Genomic DNA, 17,812 nt, shown 5'->3' on the forward strand with positions numbered 1-17,812 from the left:
CAGACGACGAGGTCGCCGATCCCAACACCGCCGCCGCACGCCTCGGCGTGCAGGGCAACCGGTACAACGACGTGGGCATGGGGATGGTCGGACTCCGATGGCTCACGACCCGGCCGGGTTGACGGGGAGGCCGGTGAGGCGGCGGACGGCGGCGAGTCCGTCGGGAGTGCCGGGCCAGTGCCGGTCCAGCGCCTCCTGCCCCGCGTGCCTGACGACGGAGCGCAGCACGGCGGCGACGACGATGGCGTCGTCTGCGTACCCGAGGACGGGGACGAAGTCGGGGACCAGGTCGAGCGGCATGGCCAGATATGCCAGCAGCAGCCACAGGCGGATCCGAGTGCCGCGCGGCAGCGAGCGGTCGCCGGCCAGGCGGGGGATGAGCCGGAGCAGGTCGGGCAGCAGCCGGACTGCCTCCGTGAGCAGGTTGCCGCGGGGGCGGGCGATCGCCAGGGCGGCCAGGGCCAGCAGCCACAGCATGGTCAGCCCGCCGGCCACGGCGAGCGCGGTGGCGAGCCAGCCGTTCACGGCTGGCGTCCACGAGCAGTAGGCGGGTACATCACCTACGAAGACTCGAATCGGGATTTCCGGCGGTCGCGGTGGGACCGTGGACGGCGGCGGTGCTCGCCGGTCGGCGCAAAGGCTGCGGCGACGTCAGTCGTCATCGTCGTCGTCCTCGACGAGCTCGCCCTCCCAGGCCTCCCGGCCTTCGTGGATCGCGAAGGCGGCGATGACGAACCCGGCGACGGGGTCGAGCCAGGCCGCTCCGGTGAGCTGGTACAGGCCGACACCGAGAAGGGTCGAGACGCTCAGCAGCACGCAGATCCTCGTCTCGGCCGCGTCGGCGAGGATCAGCCGGTCGCCACCGAGCTGAAGAGCCAGACGCTTCTTGGCGGCGGCCAGCAGGGGCATGACGATGATCGAGGCGATCAGCAGCACGATGGACACCGGGGAGCTGTACGGCGCCTCGCCCTCTATCAGGCTGCGGACACCCTCGAAGGCGACGTAGGCGGCCAGGACGAAGAAGGTGACGGCGACCAGCCTCAGAGCCCGCCGTTCCTTGGCCTCGTCGGTCTCGCCGTGGCGCAGCCGGGCGGCGAGGCGCAGGCCTACGAGCACGGCGGCGACGGACTCGATGGCGGAGTCGATGCCGAACCCGACGACCGAGACGAGGCCGGCGAGCAGGCCGGCGGTGATGGCGACCGCGCCCTCGATGACGTTGTAGGCGACGGTGAACTGGGCCAGGTGCAGTCCCTTGCGGGTGAGACGTTCCGTCTCACGGCCGGTCAGAGCGGTGGGCGTCGGAGTCATGAGGTCGCTTCTTCCTGTGGCGGGCGTGGCTCTGATCCGGCCGCGGTCAGCTGGCGGGCGCGCGGCCTGGGCCGTGGTTGGGGCACAGCTCGACGGCGTAGCCGGTGACCTCCAGGAGCCGCTCCGCACCGGCGAGCACGGCGAGCAGCTCGTCCTCGGTCGTGAGGGAGAACATCGAGGCTCGCCCCTGAGGCCTGGAGGTCACCAGCCCGCAGTCCCTCAGGCACGCCAGGTGCGCGCTGACGGTGGACTGGGCCAGCCCCAGGTGCTCGGTCAGGTCCCGCACGCGGTGCTCGCCCAGCGTCAGGTGCTTCAGGATCGCCAGCCGGGCGGGGTCGGAGAGGCTGTGGAACAGCGCCGCCGCCGGGGTCAGGTCGCCCGCTCGCCGAGGTAGCACACCTTCATCCCGCTCCGGCGTCGTCATCGTCATACGGCGATACTAGCCCGGGTGACGATCCGTGTGCGCGCCGACCCCGGGTCGGCAACGGCTGCCGCCACCGAAAGCGGCGGACGCTTCGTCACGGGCATCCGGTGACAGGTTCGGCCGCGCCGGACGAGCCGTCGAGCTGGGCGGCCCGGGCACGCCCGAGGTTCCACGAGAGCACGTCGTCGGGGGAGCGGTCCAGCTGCGCGCCGACGACGCAGCGGGCCAGGTCCTCCGGCAGGCCCTCGACGATCGTCGGGGTCGCGTCAGCGCCCAGGGTCGCGAGATAGGCCGTGTCGATCTTCCCCGTCCGGTGGTACCGCTCGATGTTCTGCCGCGCCACCCACGCCTCGGGGTTGCCCAGCCCGATCACGAGCAGGAACGCCGCCCCGGAGACGAGCGCCGCCCGGGGGAGCCACCGGGCGGACCAGCGGATCCCGGCGACCATGACCAGGACGACGATCAGGCCGAGCCAGAGCTCGAAGGCGTCGACGAGCACCCGGAGCACCGTGAAGCCGAACGCCTGCTGGTACACCGCCATGCGGAACAGGGCGGAGGCGACCACCACGAGGGTCAGGACGCAGAGCACGCCGAGGGCGACGCGCAGGAGGAGGCGGTCGCGGCCGGTTCGCCGGGGCGCCTTCCGCACCGCGAGGGCGACCGTGGCCAGGGTGAGCGTGGTCGCGACCGTCAGCTGGCCGAAGCCCTGGTGGACGTACTCGGCATAGCTCAGGCCCGTCACCCGGCGCACGTAGTCGTGACCGCCCCACATGGCCGACGCCTGCGCCCCGACGAACCCGGCGAACACCGTGATCACGAGGCCTACGGGCACGAGCCACTCCCACGCCCGTGCCACGGGGCGCGGCTCGGGCAGGCGGACGGCCTCCACCCGGGGTGGGTTGAGCGCCAGGTAGCAGCCGGCCAGCACGACGCCACCGACGACGACAAGGACGAAGGACCGGAGGATCAGACCGTCCCAGGCAAGATCCGGGATCAGGCGCGCGACCCAGGACCCGAAGACGGCGTCCCCGGAGGCGAAGAGCCCGCCGAAGACGACGAGCGCGACCAGCGAGATCGCGGCAGTGCGCAGCACGGGCCACAGCAACCGGTGGCGGGTCATGGCGGCGAGCGTCCGGCTGAGCAGCGGCAGGCCGCGCACGGCGGCCAGGACCCCGGGAGTAGTCCCCGGTGGCCATGCGGGCGGCGGCCGCGGTCATCTCGCGCAACGGCGCCGTCATCCCGCGCGCGAGCCACTGCGTGACCGCGAGGGCGGCCGCCATGGTGACCGGGAGAGTGAGCCACACCGGTACGCCGGCGCGGTTCCCGATCTCGGACACCAGCGCGGCCGTGACGACGCTGAGGCCGACGAGCAGCCCGATCTTGACCTTGATGGAGCCGACCCGGTCCAGGGGGCGTGCGGGCGTTGGCGGGCGGGCGGTCATCGCTCGGCCTCCACGGCGTAGCCGACGCCGTGCACGGTGCGCACCCGCGACGCCCCGATCTTGGCGCGCAGGGCTCTGACGTGGGTGTCCAGGGTGCGCGTGCCGCGGGCGTCCGCCCACCCCCACACCTGGAGCATGAGCTCCTCCTGGGTGCGCACCGCCCCGGGTTCGGCGGCCAGCATCACGAGCAGGTCGAACTCGAGCGGCGCCAGGTGGACCTCGTCGCCGTGGACCCAGACCCGGCGGGCGGCACGGTCGATCGCCAGGTCACCGAGCTCCACCCGGGCGGGAAGCCAGCCCGCGGCGAGCTCGCGGGCGCGCTCGACGCGCCGCAGCAGGGCCCGGACCCGCGCCACGACCTCGCGCATCCGGACCGGTTTCGTGACGTAGTCGTCTGCCCCGACGCCCAGCCCGACCAGCACGTCCGTCTCCTCGACCCGGGCGGTGAGCATGACGACCGGCACCGGACGGACGGCCTGGACGCGGCGGCACACCTCGATGCCGTCGAAGCCGGGGAGCATGACGTCGAGGACCACCAGGTCCGGTCGGTGGCGTTCGAACGCCGCCACCGTGCCCGGGCCGTCGTAGGCCCGGACGACCTCGAAGCCCTCCGCCAGCAGCCGGTCGGTGAGGGCCTGGTTGATGGTCGGGTCGTCCTCGACGACGAGCAGCGTGGGGCTCCCCGCGTCGGTCTGGTGGGTCATGGTGCCGAGCCTAGGAGCGAGCTCCTTCGTGGCCCGTCGTCGAGATGTGAGGGTCTTGCAAGGATCGTCCGGCCCCGCCGGTGCTTCGGGCACAGGTCCTCCGGGGCAACATGTGGCAACTGGTTGCCATCGCGAATTGTGGTCGCGAGAGTCCCCATACGCCGGTGCAGCGACGAGGCTCGTCCGGCAGGGGCCCACGGGGGAGGCCACCGCGGAAGGAGACAAGGCTCCGAGATTCCCCCGGTCCGCAGCTCGCTGATGTCAAAGGGGACAGATCATGCGTAAGCGCCACACCCGCTCCCACGGCCAAGCCGTGGCGGCAGCAGCACTAGCCGTTCCACTCTCGCTGGCCCTGGCCGGCGGAGCGCTCGCGGCCCCGCCCGGCCACTCCTCGGCCGGTGGGAACCCGCCCGGTCACTCGAACGCCGGTGGCAAGAACGCGCCTGACGTCGAGGCCCGGGTCAAGCCGATCATCAAGAAGGGCCAGCGCGAGTTCCGCGACCTCAACGCCAGCGGCGAGCTCGACCCCTACGAGGACTGGCGCAAGTCGCCCGCCGAGCGTGCCCAGGACCTGGTCGGACGGATGACGCTCGAGGAGAAGGCCGGCCTCATGCACATCACCTCGGAGCGGCGGGGCGCGCCGGCCGGGACGGTGGTGGACGACCCGTACGCCCCGACGGTCGGGTACGTCGAGGACCGCAACATCCGCTACCTCGTCATCCGGGACAACCCCACCGCCTACCAGCTCGCGGATCGCGCGAACGACTACCAGGAGATCGCCGAGGCCTCTCGCCTGGGCATGCCCGTGGTCTTCACCTCGAACCCGCGCAACCACGTCAACCCCGACCAGCAGTTCGGGATCAGCGAGGCCACGGGACACTTCTCGCTGTGGCCGGGCAGCCTCGGCCTGGCCGCCTCCCACGACCCCGAGGTGGTCCGGGAGTTCGCAGAGATCGCGCGGGAGGAATGGCGCGCGGCGGGCATCCACAAGATCTACGGCTACCAGATCGAGACGGCCACCGAGCCCCGGTGGAACCGTGTCTCGGGCACCTTCGGCGAGAGCCCGGACCTGAACGCGGACATCGCGCGCGAGCTGGTCCTGGGCTTCCAGGGCGAGGAGCTCGGCGAGACGTCGGTCGCCCAGACGATCAAGCACTTCCCCGGGGACGGTGCCGTGCTGCGGGGCCTGGACCCGCACAACGAGAACGGCCAGTGGGCGGTGTACCCGACCGAGGGCAGCCTGTACGACTACCAGCTGCCGCCGTTCCAGGCGGCCATCGACGCCGGCGCGAGCGCCGTCATGTCGTACTACAACGTGCCCAACAACGAGCTCAGCGCGAACCAGCTGCCCAAGCACCTGTGGTACTCCGAGGACCAGCAGTTCGAGGAGGTCGCGGGCGCCTACAACAAGGCCATCATCGACGGCCTGCTCAAGGGCGAGATGGGCTTCACCGGCTACGTCAACAGCGACAGCGGCATCCTCACGACGACGGCGTGGGGCGAGGCGATCCAGGCCATGACCCTCGAGGAGCGCTACGCCAAGGCTGTCGACGCCGGCATCGCGCTCTTCTCGGACTACAACGACCCCACCGGGCTGATCAACGCCGTGAAGCAGGGGCTGCTTGCCGAGTCCGAGCTCGACCCGCACGTCACCGCGCTGCTCGAGGAGATCTTCACGCTCGGCCTCTTCGAGGACCCCTACGTCGACCCGGGCCACGCCCAGCAGGTCGCGGACTCGGCCGAGTCGCAGGCCCGCGCCGACGAGGCGCACCTGAGGTCCGTGACGCTCCTGCGCAACGACTCCGCGCAGCTGCCCCTGACCGACGAGACGCTGACGGGGACCCGGCTCTACGTCGAGGTCTTCACGAGAACCGGGGCCGCGACCCAGACCGCTGCGCTCAAGGAGGTCATCCGCAAGGCCGACCCGTCCGTCGAGATCGTCGACACCCCCGAGGAGGCCACCGCCGCGCTCGTACTCGTCCGGCCGAACAGCTACGAGCTGCCCGACGGGTCGGCCAAGTCCGTCGAGCTGGACGCCAACACGGGCGTCGACGTCGTCCGCATCCAGGACATCGAGGCCGCGGTCCCGACGATCCTGGCGGTCAACGCCGTCCTCCCCTGGGTCATCGAGGACATCGAGCCCGGCGCGGCGTCGGTGATCGCCACGTTCGACGTCAAGACCGAGGCCATCTGGGACGTGGTCCGCGGACGCTTCAACCCCACCGGCAAGCTCCCGGTCAGCCTGCCCGCGGACCAGGCCGCGGTGGAGACCAACGCCTCCGACGTCCCCGGATACGCCGAGGCCTTCGACTACTCCTACGTGAACGAGGCCGGGGACACCTACGAGTTCGGCTTCGGCCTGAGCTACGAGGACTGAGCGCCCGCCAGCGGCGGCGGGACCGGCGTGCTCGCGAGAGCACGGCGGTCCCGCCGTGCCGGGCGCCGCATCGTCGCGGATACCGGCGCCGGGCGCTGCTGCGCGCGAGCCCTCCGGCGCCACGACGACGTAGGACGGTGGGTCGCCCACGACGACCTCACGAGTCGAGGCTCACGTCGCAACCGGGTTCCATGACTCAGCCCGGACGGTCCAGAATTGATATGGCGCCGTCCGGCGTCGTCATCCGTAGAGAGGTCGTCGCCGCCCTCCGTAGATTTCACTGGAGGGCCCGATGTACACGTTCAGGTTCCGGCGACTGCAAGGCTGGCTCGCCGGGGTACGCGACCGGATCGCCAACCAGACCCCGGAGGGCGCGCCGCTCCTGGTCACCGGGCTGACCGCGCCGTTGCACTATGTCGCCCGTCCGACCGCTCGGACCGGAATCCCGAGCCGGCCCGAGCGTGGGGCACGCGTCGATCAGGTCGCGGAGTGGGCGGCGTCCGGCCAGATCACGTGGGGCGAGGCCGAGCTGCTCATGGCGCTCGAGGAGACCACCGCCTGGGAGGCTCCGCCGCGTCGCTGCTGAGCGTCGTCCTGCCCGGTACGGCGGGCCGCGTCGACCGCCTCCGCAGCGGACTCCGCACCCTAGCCCTGCGGCAGCCCCACCAGATGCCCGGTGGTTCCGCCGTCGTCCCATGTGACGGTGCCGTCGGGGCGGAGGCGGAGGCCCGCCGAGACCGGATGGGGCTGCAGCCGCCCGTCGTGCATGAGATGGCGGACGTCGGCCTCGTGCACGGCCGCGGCGACGTCGGCCACCAGGCGCCGGTGGCAGCGCCACCACACCGCCTCGCTGCACATGACCACGGTGCGCCTCGACGCGGCCTCGGTCAGGACGCGCCCGAGCGCCTCGGAGAACTCCGGCGTGCGGGTGTGGGCTGCATAGGCCCGGAACTGCTCCACCTGCCACCAGCTGTCGACCGGCGGCTGCCCCGGCGGCAGACGGCGCCGCCCGCCGAGGTCGGGCTCCCACCGGTAGCCGATGCCGGCGTCCGGCAGCCAGGCCTCCAGGGCCTCGCGGCGCGAGTCGGGATTGGCGCGGCTGCCGGGATAGCGCCGGATGTCGACGACGAGCTGCACGCCCGTGGCCGCGAGCAGGGCGAGGAGGCCGGCTCGGTCCAGGCGGCCGTGGCCGACGGTGAGCAGCTCGGGCACGGGATCATCGTTGCCGTGCTGGCGGCGCCTGCGCCACCGGCGGTGGACGGAGCCGGACCTCGGCTCGAGCCGACCCGGGCAGGACCGCGACCGAACCTCCGGCGTCGGCGCTCGCTCACATCCGGTCCGGAGCCACCGTCCGAGGGGGACGATGGGCGAGACATCGACCGGCATCACGCAGTGTCTCTCGTTGCGACCGTCCCGCTCTTCTTCTGGGAGCTGTCGCTCGGCGTCTGGCTGGTCGTCAAGGGCCTCTCCCGTCACGGCTGGGATGGTGCCTGCCGGCAGCCCGCCCGCCTAGCTCGCCGCCGCGGCCTCGCCGGCGACCACGCCCCTCCGCCCCGGGTGGACGGCCACCTCCAGACCGTCCTGGCTCGAGGGACGGCGGGCGGCGGCACCCCGTCGGGCGGGTCAGCCGCCGAAGAGGTTCCCGAGGCCGCCGCCGCCCGAGCTGCCCGAGCCCTGGGACCCACCAGGTACGACGGACTCGCTCGGCTGGACGAGGACGTAGCCCTGCCCGCCGAACGCCATCTGGAAGGTCTCGCCGGTCCCGCCGCGGACCATCGACTTCAGGCCGCCGGTGCTGACGCGGATGTCCATGCTCACCCCGGCGGTCCACAGCACGACCGCCTGTGCGTCGCCGAAGGTGGGGGCGCTGGCGACGTCGAGGGCCACTGGCTCGCCCTCGGTGGTGATCGCCACGAAGCCCGTGCCGCGCAGGGAGACGTTGTACAGGCCGCCCGTCATCGCGGCGCCCCGGGCCTGGATGCGGTGGATGTCCCAGTCGATCGATGACGAGAAGGCCAGGACGTTCCTGCCGTTGACCGACACAGCGTCGTTCTCCAGGTACAGGATCTGTACGTCAGCCGCGTTGTCGGCGACGAAGAGCTCGCCGACGCCCGAGCAGTGCATCAGGTCGACGCCCTCACCGGTCACCGCCGACTTGAACATCTTCCCGAGGCCACCCGCGCCCTTGTTCTCGAACCGGACGTCACCCTGGTAGGCGACCATCGAGCCGCTCTTCGCCCACACCGGCCCCTGGCCCATCTGGATCTTGAGAAGCTTCTTGTTCTGCAGCGAGAACGGCTCGGGGGACGCGTTCTCCCGGAACTCGTGGAACAGCGATCCGTGGATGGCCATGGCTATTCCCGTCGTGGGTGGTGGCGCCCGTCACAGGGGCGGTGTCGTCCGAAGACTAGCGGGCGCAGGCCCGCCGTGGTCCGCCGGTCGCGAGGCCCGTGTCAAGCATCCCGCGCAGCTCCTCCGGCCGGAGCACCACCGAGAGCATCGGACAGGCGGTCAGGCGTGAAGCGCAGGACGATGGGGCAGCGAGATGCCGTGCCGGGCCGCCGGCCAGTACCGGCAGCCGCGGGTCGACAAGGCAGGGGAGGTCGCCGTTGAAGAAGAAGGTGAGCAGCGCGTCGGTCGCCGCCACCGGCCGCTGGACGGACCCTGACGGCGCGCGGATGCCCGCGGGCGAGGTGCATGCGTGGGGGCAGGGCACCAACCAGACCGTGTGCGGGCTCGCGCTCAGCCGCGAGGCGCTCCAGCGGTTCCCGCACGTCTCGTGGGCGGACGTGCAGCCTGCCACCGGACGTCACGCCGATGAGGTGACGCACGTCTGCCGGAGGTGCGCAGCCGGCATGGGCGCCCGCCGCGATGAGCAGCGGTGGAGCCGTATCGACCCACGCCCCTAGGGCGGGAGGCGGGACGTGCCCGACCGCCCGATGTGCGCACCGAAGGGGCAGCGTCCCGCCAGCGGGGGCTCGACATCCTCCTCACCGGGCTCCAGACGCTGCTCGCCCCTCTCGCTGACCGCCGGCCCTCCCACGGCGCCGCTGCCCCGAGCGCCGGGGGCACGGAAGGGGCTGCATCGTTGCAGGTGTTGCGCGCTATCGGACGAATGGCGGCATGAGTTGCGCATTTACGATCCAGCGCTTCCGTGAACTCGATCACCCCGGTTAGCGTCAGTTGTCGTCAAGCCGCTCGGCCGCGTGGCCGAGCGCAGGAGGGCCGCCATGAACGACGAACGCAACTGGACGTCCCGCGCAGCGTGCGCGAAGGCCGAGCCGGACGACCTCTTCGTCCGCGGCGCCGCGCAACGGTCGGCGCGGCGAATCTGCTTCAGCTGCCCGGTACGGCGCGCATGTCTCGCCGACGCGCTGGACTCGGCGACCGAGTTCGGTGTCTGGGGTGGGCTGACCGAGCGGGAGCGGCGCGCGCTGCTGCGTCGGCACCCCGACGTCACGGACTGGGCCGCCTGGCTGGAGGAGCACGGCGAGGAGATCATTACCGTGCCGTACGGCGGGCGGCGCAGGACCACCAGCGTCGACTACGCCCTCGCCTGAGAGCGTGGCGCCGCCGTACGGGGCGAGGAGGGCGCGGTGCGTGTCACGACCAGCGTGGAGGAGCTCGTCGCAGCCGTCGAGGTGCTCTACCCCGGGGTGGTCTCGTCCGCCTCCGGCGCCGGACGAAGCGTCACGGTCCGGCTCGACGCCCGGCGGCTGGCGGAGCTGCCCGAGGTCCCGGGCGTCGTGGCCCTGCTCGGGACGGTGACCGTCGACGCCACGCTGCTGCACTGCACCGACGGGGTCGCCGCGCTCCGGGTGACGTCCAGGGCCCGGGTGCTGCCCCTGGAACGGCTCCTCAGGCCGGCTCTGTTCGCCGCCCAGCGGCTCGGCGGGGTCGACCTCGCCAGGTTCGTGACGGTGGAGACGGGCGCGTCGGGCGTCACCGTGCTCGCCCAGGTGCGTCAGGCGGTCGCGGCCGCGACCGCCTGGGTCCGCGTCGACGACCTGGACCTCCAGGACGGGAAGATCACGGTGGACGTGGCCGCGACGCCGGTGAGGGCTCCCGCGCCGGCCGCCGCCGTGCCGGACGAGGCGCGCGCTCCGGGGCCGGCCCGCCCTCCCGAGGAGCCGGCTCCCGGCGAGGCTCGCGCGGGCGACGGCGCCTGACACGCGGTCCCACGGCTGACGACCCGCGCCGCCCCCCGCGACGATGCGAGCGGCTCGCCCTACGCTGGAGGAGCCGGACAGCCATTCTCGGTCTGTAACGACGACGCCAGGGAGCGCGAGATGCCGACGGACGAACGCCACGACCCCCGGTCAGCCCTGCTCCGGGCACTGATGGAGAAGATCCAGGAGGATCCCTACCCGTCGGCGACGATGCTCGACATCGTCGAGTCCCTGCTCACCCCTCGCGACGTGCCGGCCTACGTGGACGAGCTCGTCGAGCGCATCCGCGCTGACCAGTTCCCCAGCATCGACCTGATCCAGCGCGTCCAGAACCTGTTCTGAGAGCGTCCGCCGCCCGGGCACGCCGACGCGGAGAACGCGGCCCGAACGACCCCCCGAAGTGGGGCGTTGACCACCCCAGGACAGGGGCGAAGACTCTCGCCTGTCCCGCGGCGGGCGATGGCACGCGCCCCCCGGTCCGCGACCCGCACCTGGTGCGCTGGGTCGCGTCGCGGCCGGAGGTGTCCCATGCGCAGAAACCGCTCCGTCGCGGCCGGCGCCGTCGCGGCGTCCCGGCTCATTCCCTACCTCGGCATCGCCTCGAGCGCCGCCGACGGCGGTGGAGACGACGACGCGCCCACCCTCAGCGACCGTGAGGTGGTGGCCTCGGGGCTGGACAACCCGCGGGGACTGACCGACACCGAGGGGGCGACCTCTTCCTGGCGCAGGCGGGCAAGAGCCCGGGGGAGGGGAGGACCGCGCACCGTGCGTCGGCAGCGAGGTCGGCGAGATGCGCCTGGGCAGCACCGGCAAGATCTCGTGGATCGATGCCGACGACGGCGGTGACGTCCGCGACGTCGTCACCGGTCTGCCGTCCCTCGCGGGGCCGGACGGCTCCGCGGTGCCGGAGGGGCAGCTGCGCGCCGGTGGGCTCGTCCTCGTCGACGGCGACGACCCCGATCGGCAGCACCGGTCCACCGGGCACGACCTCACCGCCCCCGGCGGGCTGACCGTGCACGGCGACACCCTGTACGTCTCCAACCGGGCGGTCGTGGCGGACGGGGGCGAGGTGGTGAGCTTCGAGCTGGACGACTGAGCGCGGCTGCGCCCCGATGGCCGCTGCACGGACGGTGGTCCACACTCCTGCCATGCCTCCCGCGCCCGGCGGCCCGCCATGACGGCGCTGCTCTGGCTGCGCCGGGACCTGCGCCTGCACGACCTCCCGGCCCTCGTCGCCGCCCACGAGGCCGGCGGGGGCACCGTCCTTCCCGTGTTCGTCGCCGATCCCACGCTCCTGGCCTCCGCCGGCGCCGTGCGGCGCGCACACCTGCGCGCCGCCCTCGTGGCGGTTCGGGAGGCCTACGACGGCGCGCTCGTCGTGCGCGAGGGACGCCCGGAGGAGGTCGTTCCCGCGCTCGCCGCCGAGGCCGGCGCCTCCAGCGTCCACGCCAGCCGGGAGACCACCCCTACGGCCGCCGGCGCGACGCCCGGGTGGTGCGCGCGCTGGGAGCGCGGCTCGTGGTCACCGGCACGCCCTACGCCGTCGGCCCAGGACTGGTCCGCACGGAAAACGGCCTGCCCTTCCAGGTCTTCACGCCCTTCTCCCGCGCCTGGCACGCGCACGGCTGGCCCCTGCCGGCACCCGTCCCGGCGGGCCTGCGCTGGCAGCGGGGCGTCCACTCCGACCCGCTGCCCGGTGCGGACGACCCGCCCGCCCGCGTCCTTGGCGAGCGCGCCGCCCGCGAGGCGTGGGCGGCGTTCCTCCACGGGCGGCTGGAGAGCTACAGCGAGGACCGCGACCGCACGGACCTCACGGGCACCTCGGGCATGTCGGTGCACCTGAAGTACGGCGCGATCCATCCGCGCACGCTGCTGGCTGACGTGGCGACGCATCCGCCGGGCAGGTCCCCGGGTGCCCGCCGGTTCGTCACCGAGCTGTGCTGGCGCGAGTTCTACGCCGACGTGCTCTGGCACAGGCCGGACTCCGCCTGGGCGGACCTGCGGAGCGACCTCGGCGCGATGGTCTACGACGACCCCGCGGGCACCGCCGCCGCTCGGGTCGCGGCGTGGCGCGAGGGCCGCACCGGCACCCGTTCGTCGACGCGGGCATGCGCCAGCTCCTCGCCGAGGGGTGGATGCACAACCGCGCCCGGCTGGTCACGGCCAGCTTCCTCGTTAAGGACCTGCACGTGTGGTGGCCGCACGGCGCCCGCTGGTTCCTGGAGCACCTGCGCGACGGCGACATCGCCTCGAACAACCACGGCTGGCAGTGGGTGGCCGGCACCGGGACCGACGCCGCCCCGTACTTCCGGGTCTTCAACCCCGTCACGCAGGGGGAGCGTTTCGACCCGGAGGGGGAGTACGTGCGGCGGTTCGTCCCCGAGCTTGGGCACGTCCCCGGCCGGGCGGTGCACCGGCCGTGGGACGCGCCCGGCGGGCTCGCGCACGGGTACCCCGAGCGGATCGTCGACCACGCCGCGGAACGCGCGGAGGCGCTGCGGCGTTACGAGGCGGCCCGTGACGCCACGCGGGCGCGGGACTGAGGCGGTCAGCCCTGCGTCGTGGCCCAGAGGTTGAGGATGTTCCCGTCGGGGTCCTCGAACCAGACGGCCATCTCGTTCCCCATGGTCGCCACGCCGTCGGACCAGGTGGCGCCCTCCATGTCGAACGTCTGGAAGTTGACGCCCCTGTCCCGCAGCGCCGCGACCTCCTCCTCGAACGCCTCGGGCGGTACCGGGAAGGACACCGCGGTGGCCTTGTTCGTCCCGGCGTAGGCGGAGGTGTAGACCAGCACCTCGCCCGAGCCGGCGGCGTACCGGACGCCGCCGTCGGTGTCCGCGGCCGGGGTGAAGCCGAGGACCCCCTCGTAGAACTGCCGGGCCGCGTCGAGGTCCTTGACCGCCAGCGTCGGCATCGGCGTGTAGGTGGACAGCATGCCGGCCTCCCAGATCGAACGTCCGTCGGTCGATCGCTCCTCGAAAGTAGGCCGGGGCGGGCGGGGGGTCAAGGCCGTCAGACGGCGGAGCGCTCGGCGTCCTTCCCGTGCCCCTCCGCCGGTCGCGGACCACCGCGCCACGAAAGCAGCAGCACGCAGACGTCGTCGTGGCCCTGCTGGTCGCGGAGGAAGTGCTCGGTCAGGGTCGGGACCACCTCGGCCGGCGGCAGCCGCCGGAGGCCGGCCGCCACGTCGGCCAGCGCCTGCAGCCCGGTGACCAGGGGCCGGTCCCGCCGCTCGACCAGGCCGTCGGTGTACAGCAGCACCCGGTCCCCGGGCCCGAGCCGGAGCTCGGCCTCGGTCCGGTCCTTGCCGGGCAGCACCAGTCCCAGCGGCGTGGAGCGGCCGTCCCACACCAGCCGCGCCTCGCCGTCGGCGGGCAGGAGCAGCGGGGGCAGGTGGCCGGCGCAGGCGTACCGCACGGACCCCGTCCGCAGCTCGACCTCGGCGTAGGCCAGGGTCGCCGACGCCGCCGCGGGTACCTGCTGGACGAACCGGTCGAGCCGGGACAGCAGCCGCGCGGGCCCGACCCCCGGGCCCGCGACGGCGCGGACGGCGCTGCGCAGCTGGCCCATGGCGCTGGCGGCGGCCAGGCCCCGGCCGACCACGTCACCGACCACGACGGCGAGCACCTCGTCCTCCACGAGGAAGGCGTCGTACCAGTCCCCGCCCACCTCGAGCGTCTCCACGCCCGGCCGGTAGTCCGTCGTGACGACGAAGCGCTCGTCCTGGGGCACCTCCGCCGCGAGCAGCGACTGCTGCAGCTGGTGCGCGACGGTGGCGCTGTGCTCGTACCACCCGGCGCGGTCCAGGGCGGTCCCCGCCTGCTGCCCGACGGCGGTCAGGACGTCCAGGCCGACCGGCTCCGCGCCCGGGTCCGTGCGCGGCGCCAGGGACAGCACGCCCTGCAGGCCGGACTGGCCGTGCAGCGGGACGACGACGCGGTCACCGCTGACCCTGGCGACCGTCTCCTCGACGGCGTCCGCGGGCGGCGGCACCGTGCCGAGGTCCTCGCCGGAGGCGGTGTGGGGGACGAACCCCGCCCGCGGGTCGTAGGTCCACAGCGTCGCCGCCCGCGCGCCCAGCGCGCCGACCGCGGCGCTCACCAGCGCGTCGGCCACGGCGCGGATGCCCACGCCGGTGGACAGCGCGGCGGTGACCTGCTGCAGCGTGCGCGTCCGGGCCGCGGCCCGGTCCGCCGCCGTGCGGGCGGCGAGCAGCTCGCGCTCGTACCGCGAGCGCTCGCGGGCGCTGGAGAGCACGACGCGCACGGTGGTGCCCTCCGCCTCGGCGCGGACCACCGCCGTCATGAGCACGGGCAGCCGGCCCCCGGGGGAGCGCAGCTCGACGGCGACCTCGTCGACGCGGTGGTCGGCGTGGAGCATCGGCGCGAGATGGGTCTCCCAGAAGATCCGCCCGCCCGCGGAGAGCAGCTCGCTCAGCCGCACCCGGCCGACGACGTCCTCCCGGGCGCGGCCGACCCACTCGAGGAACGTGTCGTTGGCGTCGACGACGAGGCCGTGCACGTCGAGGTTCACCAGGCCGCAGGGGGCCTCCGCCCAGGCCCGGGCCCGCTCGGTGAGACTCACGCCGGCAGGTAGGCCTTCATCGCGTCGACCAGCGCGGCCGGTGCGCTGAGGTTGGGGCAGTGACCGATCGCGTCGAGCACGACCATCTCGCTGGAGGGCAGGTGCTCGTGCACGTACGTCCCGACCTCGATCGGTGCGATCACGTCGTCGCGGCACTGCACGACCAGCGACGGCGTCGCGACGGCGGGCAGGTCCGCCCGGTTGTCCGAGAGGAAGGTCGTGCGCGCGAAGGTGCGCGCGATCGCGGGGTCCATCCGGCAGAAGCTGTCCGTGAGCTCCTCGCCCAGCTCGGGGCGCCCGGGGTTGCCCATGATCACCGGCGCGACGTGGGCCGACCACCCCAGGTAGTTGTCCTCCATCGTCTCGAGCAGCTCGTCGATCTCGACCTGCGTGAACCCGCCCCGGTAGCCGTGGTCGTCGATGTAGCGCGGGCTGGGCCCCACGAGCACGAGGCGGTCGAAGAGCTCGGGCCGCTGCTTGGCCGCCAGGAGGCCGATCATCGAGCTGACCGAGTGACCCACGAACGTCACGGGCCCGAGGGCGAGGGCGTCGAGGATCTGGACGACGTCGGCGGCGTACCCGTCGAGGCTGGAGTAGCGGGCGGCGTCGAAGGCCGCGACGTCGGAGCCGCCGGCGCCGACGTGGTCGAACAGCGCGACGTGGTGGGTGTCCTCGAACTCCGGGGCGACGAAGCGCCACATGCCCTGGTCGCAGCCGAAGCCGTGGGCGAAGACCATCGGCGGGCCGTCGGCCCGCCCGGTGAGTCGCACGTTGTTGCGCGCCAGGACATCCATACGGGTGACATTACGGGACGTCGCGCGCGGCGCGCGCCGCACCCGGCACTTCCGGACGGACCGCTTCCCGCGCGCGGCCCTCATGCGGCCCGCTCCTGTGGCTCGAGGACCACGAGGTCGATCCGGCGCGCGGTGCGCGACTGGTACCGCGCGTACCCGGGGTATCGGGCGACCACGCGGGGCCAGAGCCGGTCGCGCTCGCCCGGGGTGGCGACGCGCGCGAGCATCGTGACGGCGGGCCGGCCCTGGACGACGACGCGCGTGACCGGGTCCGCCCGGACGTTCAGCAGCCACCCGGGAGGGCGGTCGTCGCCGCCGCGGGAGGCGACGACGACGAGCGCCGCTCCTAGCTGGACCGGCGAGGTCAGCATCACCCGGTGCGGCCGGCCGCTGCGCCGCCCCGTCGTGGTCAGCTCCAGCACCGGCATGCCGGCCACGTGCCAGCCGATCAGGCCCCGGCTGACCCGCAGCAGGGCGAGATGGGCCGCGTTGAGCGCCTTGAGGGTGGTGTCGCGGGGCACGGGGGGACGGTATGCCCGCGGCCCTCGGCGCGCCGCCCACGCGATCAGGCCCCCGCCGTCCGGAGGACGCGGGACGTCCCGTTGGCGCGGCCCTCCGGCGGTGCTTGACTTGCTCCACCGGCACCGCCGCCGGTACGTGGCACAGGGGTCACAGATGAAGCAGACACAGGGCACCCCGTCCCTGCAACCATCGGGGAACCCGTACCTCGACGTGCTCAGTCTCGGCTCGCACCACGGCCGCCGGCTCGTCCTCGCCCAGCAGGCGCTCGTCCTGGGGAACGGGGAGGGGTGCGACATCCGCTTCGACGACCCTCAGCTCAGCCCGACCCACGCCGCCGTCCGCCACGAGGACGGCGTCGTGGTCGTGGAGGACCTCGGCTCGGCCCTCGGGACGTTCGTCAACGGCGTCGCCGTGACCGGCACGAGCGAGCTGCACCCGGGCGACGTCGTCACGCTCGCCGACGTCCGGCTCCGGTTCGGGACGGGCGCGGCGGTGTCCGACGACGCCGAGGAGCTGCTCGTGCCGGAGCCCGCCGACGACGCCGACCCGCTGGCCGTGTTCGAGGACGAGCCGCCGCCCGTCACCGGTGCCGTCCGGCCGGCGCAGTACGCCGAGCAGGTCGTGCGGCACCGGGAGGGGCTCCTGGCCGCGGCCGCGGTCACCCGGCGGCACGGCAGGCGCCTGGTCTGGGTGGGCGCCCTGGTGTTCACGCTCGGCTGCGCCGTCTTCCTCGTCGGCGTGCTCGCGTACACGGGCGTCGCGGGTGTGGTGGTCGACCGTCTCGGGCGCCCGCCCGACATGCTCGGCTGGAACCTGGTCGGGGTGCCGTCGGGGCACGTGGGCTGGGCGTTCTGCGTGGTCGGTCTCGGCCTGGTCGCGGTCGGCGTCGTCCTGCACCTCGTGGCGCGCTCGCGCACCCGGCGGGTGGAGAGGGAGATCCCGGCGCCGCCGCCGGCCTGGCAGGTCTCCGGCTGAGCCGCGCCGGTCGGCACGTCCCGCGGTCGCCCCGGGTCGGGCGCGCTCCCGTCGGTGCGACGTAGGGTCGGACCGTGCCCGGGACCGAGCTGGCGAACACGCGCGTGGACAGCTGGCTGTGGGCGGTCCGCCTGTTCAAGAGCCGCTCGCAGGCCACTGCGGCGTGCCGTGCCGGTCATGTGCGCGTCAACGGCGAGCGCGCCAAGCCGGCCACGGGTGTCAAGGTCGGCGACGAGGTGGTGGTGCGCGGCGGCGAGCGCGAGCGCGTCGTCGTCGTGCGGCGGATCCTCGCCAAGCGGGTGGGCGCCGCGGTGGCGGCGGAGGCGCTCACCGACAACAGCCCGCCGCCCCCGCCGCCCGTCGTCCGCGCCGCGGTGCCCCAGCGCGACCGCGGCGCCGGGCGCCCGACCAAGCGCGAGCGCCGCGAGCTGCAGCGGCTGCGCGGGTACTGAGCCCGGCCGCGCCGGCCGGGGCCGGCCGGCGCGCGGCGTGGCGGCCGCGACGGTCAGGCCA

Annotated in this window: 20 protein-coding genes and 1 pseudogene; 10 read left to right on the top strand and 11 right to left on the bottom strand. The window is 73.7% G+C overall.

The annotated features are described in order from the left end of the window. Window positions 1-102: 102 nt before the first annotated feature. From ACF0H8_RS10340 to ACF0H8_RS10360, 5 genes are all read right to left on the bottom strand, one after another. Window positions 103-525: a YkvA family protein gene (locus ACF0H8_RS10340; protein WP_395288846.1), complete on the bottom strand. Its 423-nt coding sequence runs from the start codon at window positions 523-525 to the stop codon at window positions 103-105. Window positions 526-651: 126 nt separating this feature from the next. Next, on the bottom strand, window positions 652-1,308 hold the full coding sequence (locus tag ACF0H8_RS10345; RefSeq protein WP_395288847.1) for a cation diffusion facilitator family transporter: 657 nt from the start codon (window positions 1,306-1,308) through the stop codon (window positions 652-654). Between the two features lie 46 nt (window positions 1,309-1,354). Continuing rightward, a complete protein-coding gene (locus ACF0H8_RS10350) occupies window positions 1,355-1,738 on the bottom strand; it encodes an ArsR/SmtB family transcription factor (RefSeq protein ID WP_395288848.1) in 384 nt (127 codons plus the stop codon). Window positions 1,739-1,826: 88 nt separating this feature from the next. Further along, window positions 1,827-2,852 (bottom strand): DUF4153 domain-containing protein, encoded by a 1,026-nt coding sequence (locus tag ACF0H8_RS10355; RefSeq protein ID WP_395288849.1) that lies wholly within the window; start codon window positions 2,850-2,852, stop codon window positions 1,827-1,829. Window positions 2,853-3,170: 318 nt separating this feature from the next. After that, window positions 3,171-3,878: a response regulator gene (locus tag ACF0H8_RS10360; RefSeq protein ID WP_395288850.1), complete on the bottom strand. Its 708-nt coding sequence runs from the start codon at window positions 3,876-3,878 to the stop codon at window positions 3,171-3,173. A 277-nt stretch (window positions 3,879-4,155) separates the two neighbouring features. Here ACF0H8_RS10360 and ACF0H8_RS10365 point away from each other — a divergent pair, with 277 nt between their 5' ends. Beyond that, window positions 4,156-6,255: a glycoside hydrolase family 3 protein gene (locus ACF0H8_RS10365; RefSeq protein WP_395288851.1), complete on the top strand. Its 2,100-nt coding sequence runs from the start codon at window positions 4,156-4,158 to the stop codon at window positions 6,253-6,255. 292 nt (window positions 6,256-6,547) lie between these two features. Beyond that, on the top strand, window positions 6,548-6,841 hold the full coding sequence (locus ACF0H8_RS10370; RefSeq protein ID WP_395288852.1) for a hypothetical protein: 294 nt from the start codon (window positions 6,548-6,550) through the stop codon (window positions 6,839-6,841). 59 nt (window positions 6,842-6,900) lie between these two features. On the opposite strand, the gene ACF0H8_RS10375 is transcribed toward ACF0H8_RS10370, so the two are convergent. Beyond that, window positions 6,901-7,467: a DUF488 family protein gene (locus tag ACF0H8_RS10375; RefSeq protein WP_395288853.1), complete on the bottom strand. Its 567-nt coding sequence runs from the start codon at window positions 7,465-7,467 to the stop codon at window positions 6,901-6,903. A 411-nt stretch (window positions 7,468-7,878) separates the two neighbouring features. Further along, the gene (locus tag ACF0H8_RS10380) at window positions 7,879-8,607 is read right to left on the bottom strand and encodes an AIM24 family protein (RefSeq protein WP_395288854.1); all 729 of its coding nucleotides are present in this window, start codon (window positions 8,605-8,607) and stop codon (window positions 7,879-7,881) included. Window positions 8,608-8,864: 257 nt separating this feature from the next. On the opposite strand from ACF0H8_RS10380, the gene ACF0H8_RS10385 reads away from it, so the two are divergent. The 6 genes and pseudogenes from ACF0H8_RS10385 (at window position 8,865) to ACF0H8_RS10410 (ending at window position 12,967) form a co-directional block, all read left to right on the top strand. After that, the gene (locus ACF0H8_RS10385; protein ID WP_395288855.1) at window positions 8,865-9,164 is read left to right on the top strand and encodes a hypothetical protein; all 300 of its coding nucleotides are present in this window, start codon (window positions 8,865-8,867) and stop codon (window positions 9,162-9,164) included. A gap of 321 nt (window positions 9,165-9,485) precedes the next feature. After that, the gene (locus ACF0H8_RS10390) at window positions 9,486-9,815 is read left to right on the top strand and encodes a WhiB family transcriptional regulator (protein WP_395288856.1); all 330 of its coding nucleotides are present in this window, start codon (window positions 9,486-9,488) and stop codon (window positions 9,813-9,815) included. 36 nt (window positions 9,816-9,851) lie between these two features. After that, window positions 9,852-10,424: a hypothetical protein gene (locus tag ACF0H8_RS10395; RefSeq protein WP_395288857.1), complete on the top strand. Its 573-nt coding sequence runs from the start codon at window positions 9,852-9,854 to the stop codon at window positions 10,422-10,424. A 120-nt stretch (window positions 10,425-10,544) separates the two neighbouring features. Further along, a complete protein-coding gene (locus ACF0H8_RS10400) occupies window positions 10,545-10,766 on the top strand; it encodes a hypothetical protein (RefSeq protein WP_395288858.1) in 222 nt (73 codons plus the stop codon). A gap of 448 nt (window positions 10,767-11,214) precedes the next feature. Next, a complete protein-coding gene (locus tag ACF0H8_RS10405) occupies window positions 11,215-11,520 on the top strand; it encodes a hypothetical protein (protein WP_395288859.1) in 306 nt (101 codons plus the stop codon). Window positions 11,521-11,598: 78 nt separating this feature from the next. After that, window positions 11,599-12,967 (top strand): annotated as a pseudogene (locus ACF0H8_RS10410) (cryptochrome/photolyase family protein). A gap of 5 nt (window positions 12,968-12,972) precedes the next feature. On the opposite strand, the gene ACF0H8_RS10415 reads toward ACF0H8_RS10410, so the two are convergent. The 4 genes from ACF0H8_RS10415 to ACF0H8_RS10430 form a co-directional block, all read right to left on the bottom strand. After that, a complete protein-coding gene (locus ACF0H8_RS10415) occupies window positions 12,973-13,359 on the bottom strand; it encodes a VOC family protein (RefSeq protein ID WP_395288860.1) in 387 nt (128 codons plus the stop codon). 77 nt (window positions 13,360-13,436) lie between these two features. After that, the gene (locus ACF0H8_RS10420; protein ID WP_395288861.1) at window positions 13,437-15,008 is read right to left on the bottom strand and encodes a SpoIIE family protein phosphatase; all 1,572 of its coding nucleotides are present in this window, start codon (window positions 15,006-15,008) and stop codon (window positions 13,437-13,439) included. Next, window positions 15,005-15,802 (bottom strand): alpha/beta fold hydrolase, encoded by a 798-nt coding sequence (locus ACF0H8_RS10425; RefSeq protein WP_395288862.1) that lies wholly within the window; start codon window positions 15,800-15,802, stop codon window positions 15,005-15,007. The genes ACF0H8_RS10420 and ACF0H8_RS10425 overlap by 4 nt, the downstream gene beginning before the upstream one ends. Before the next feature lie 80 nt (window positions 15,803-15,882). Continuing rightward, window positions 15,883-16,323 carry a nitroreductase/quinone reductase family protein gene (locus ACF0H8_RS10430; RefSeq protein ID WP_395288863.1) on the bottom strand — a complete coding sequence of 147 codons (441 nt, stop codon included), beginning with the start codon at window positions 16,321-16,323 and terminating at the stop codon, window positions 15,883-15,885. A 154-nt stretch (window positions 16,324-16,477) separates the two neighbouring features. Between ACF0H8_RS10430 and ACF0H8_RS10435 the strand changes: the two genes are divergently transcribed. Further along, window positions 16,478-17,299 carry an FHA domain-containing protein gene (locus tag ACF0H8_RS10435; RefSeq protein WP_395288864.1) on the top strand — a complete coding sequence of 274 codons (822 nt, stop codon included), beginning with the start codon at window positions 16,478-16,480 and terminating at the stop codon, window positions 17,297-17,299. 74 nt (window positions 17,300-17,373) lie between these two features. Beyond that, on the top strand, window positions 17,374-17,751 hold the full coding sequence (locus ACF0H8_RS10440; RefSeq protein ID WP_395288865.1) for an RNA-binding S4 domain-containing protein: 378 nt from the start codon (window positions 17,374-17,376) through the stop codon (window positions 17,749-17,751). Window positions 17,752-17,812: the final 61 nt, after the last annotated feature.

It is taken from the genome of Georgenia sp. AZ-5 (genome assembly GCF_043952095.1).
Taxonomy (GTDB): Bacteria; Actinomycetota; Actinomycetes; order Actinomycetales; family Actinomycetaceae; genus Georgenia.

Excerpts from the sequence above, each read along its gene's own strand:
- ACF0H8_RS10390 (WP_395288856.1), top strand. The coding sequence starts at position 9,486 with ATGAACGACGAACGCAACTGGACGTCCCGCGCAGCGTGCGCGAAGGCC.
- ACF0H8_RS10350 (WP_395288848.1), bottom strand. The coding sequence starts at position 1,738 with ATGACGATGACGACGCCGGAGCGGGATGAAGGTGTGCTACCTCGGCGA.
- ACF0H8_RS10400 (WP_395288858.1), top strand. The coding sequence starts at position 10,545 with ATGCCGACGGACGAACGCCACGACCCCCGGTCAGCCCTGCTCCGGGCA.
- ACF0H8_RS10405 (WP_395288859.1), top strand. The coding sequence starts at position 11,215 with ATGCGCCTGGGCAGCACCGGCAAGATCTCGTGGATCGATGCCGACGAC.
- ACF0H8_RS10435 (WP_395288864.1), top strand. The coding sequence starts at position 16,478 with ATGAAGCAGACACAGGGCACCCCGTCCCTGCAACCATCGGGGAACCCG.
- ACF0H8_RS10380 (WP_395288854.1), bottom strand. The coding sequence starts at position 8,607 with ATGGCCATCCACGGATCGCTGTTCCACGAGTTCCGGGAGAACGCGTCC.
- ACF0H8_RS10365 (WP_395288851.1), top strand. The coding sequence starts at position 4,156 with ATGCGTAAGCGCCACACCCGCTCCCACGGCCAAGCCGTGGCGGCAGCA.
- ACF0H8_RS10415 (WP_395288860.1), bottom strand. The coding sequence starts at position 13,359 with ATGCTGTCCACCTACACGCCGATGCCGACGCTGGCGGTCAAGGACCTC.
- ACF0H8_RS10360 (WP_395288850.1), bottom strand. The coding sequence starts at position 3,878 with ATGACCCACCAGACCGACGCGGGGAGCCCCACGCTGCTCGTCGTCGAG.
- ACF0H8_RS10355 (WP_395288849.1), bottom strand. The coding sequence starts at position 2,852 with ATGACCCGCCACCGGTTGCTGTGGCCCGTGCTGCGCACTGCCGCGATC.
- ACF0H8_RS10425 (WP_395288862.1), bottom strand. The coding sequence starts at position 15,802 with ATGGATGTCCTGGCGCGCAACAACGTGCGACTCACCGGGCGGGCCGAC.
- ACF0H8_RS10370 (WP_395288852.1), top strand. The coding sequence starts at position 6,548 with ATGTACACGTTCAGGTTCCGGCGACTGCAAGGCTGGCTCGCCGGGGTA.
- ACF0H8_RS10345 (WP_395288847.1), bottom strand. The coding sequence starts at position 1,308 with ATGACTCCGACGCCCACCGCTCTGACCGGCCGTGAGACGGAACGTCTC.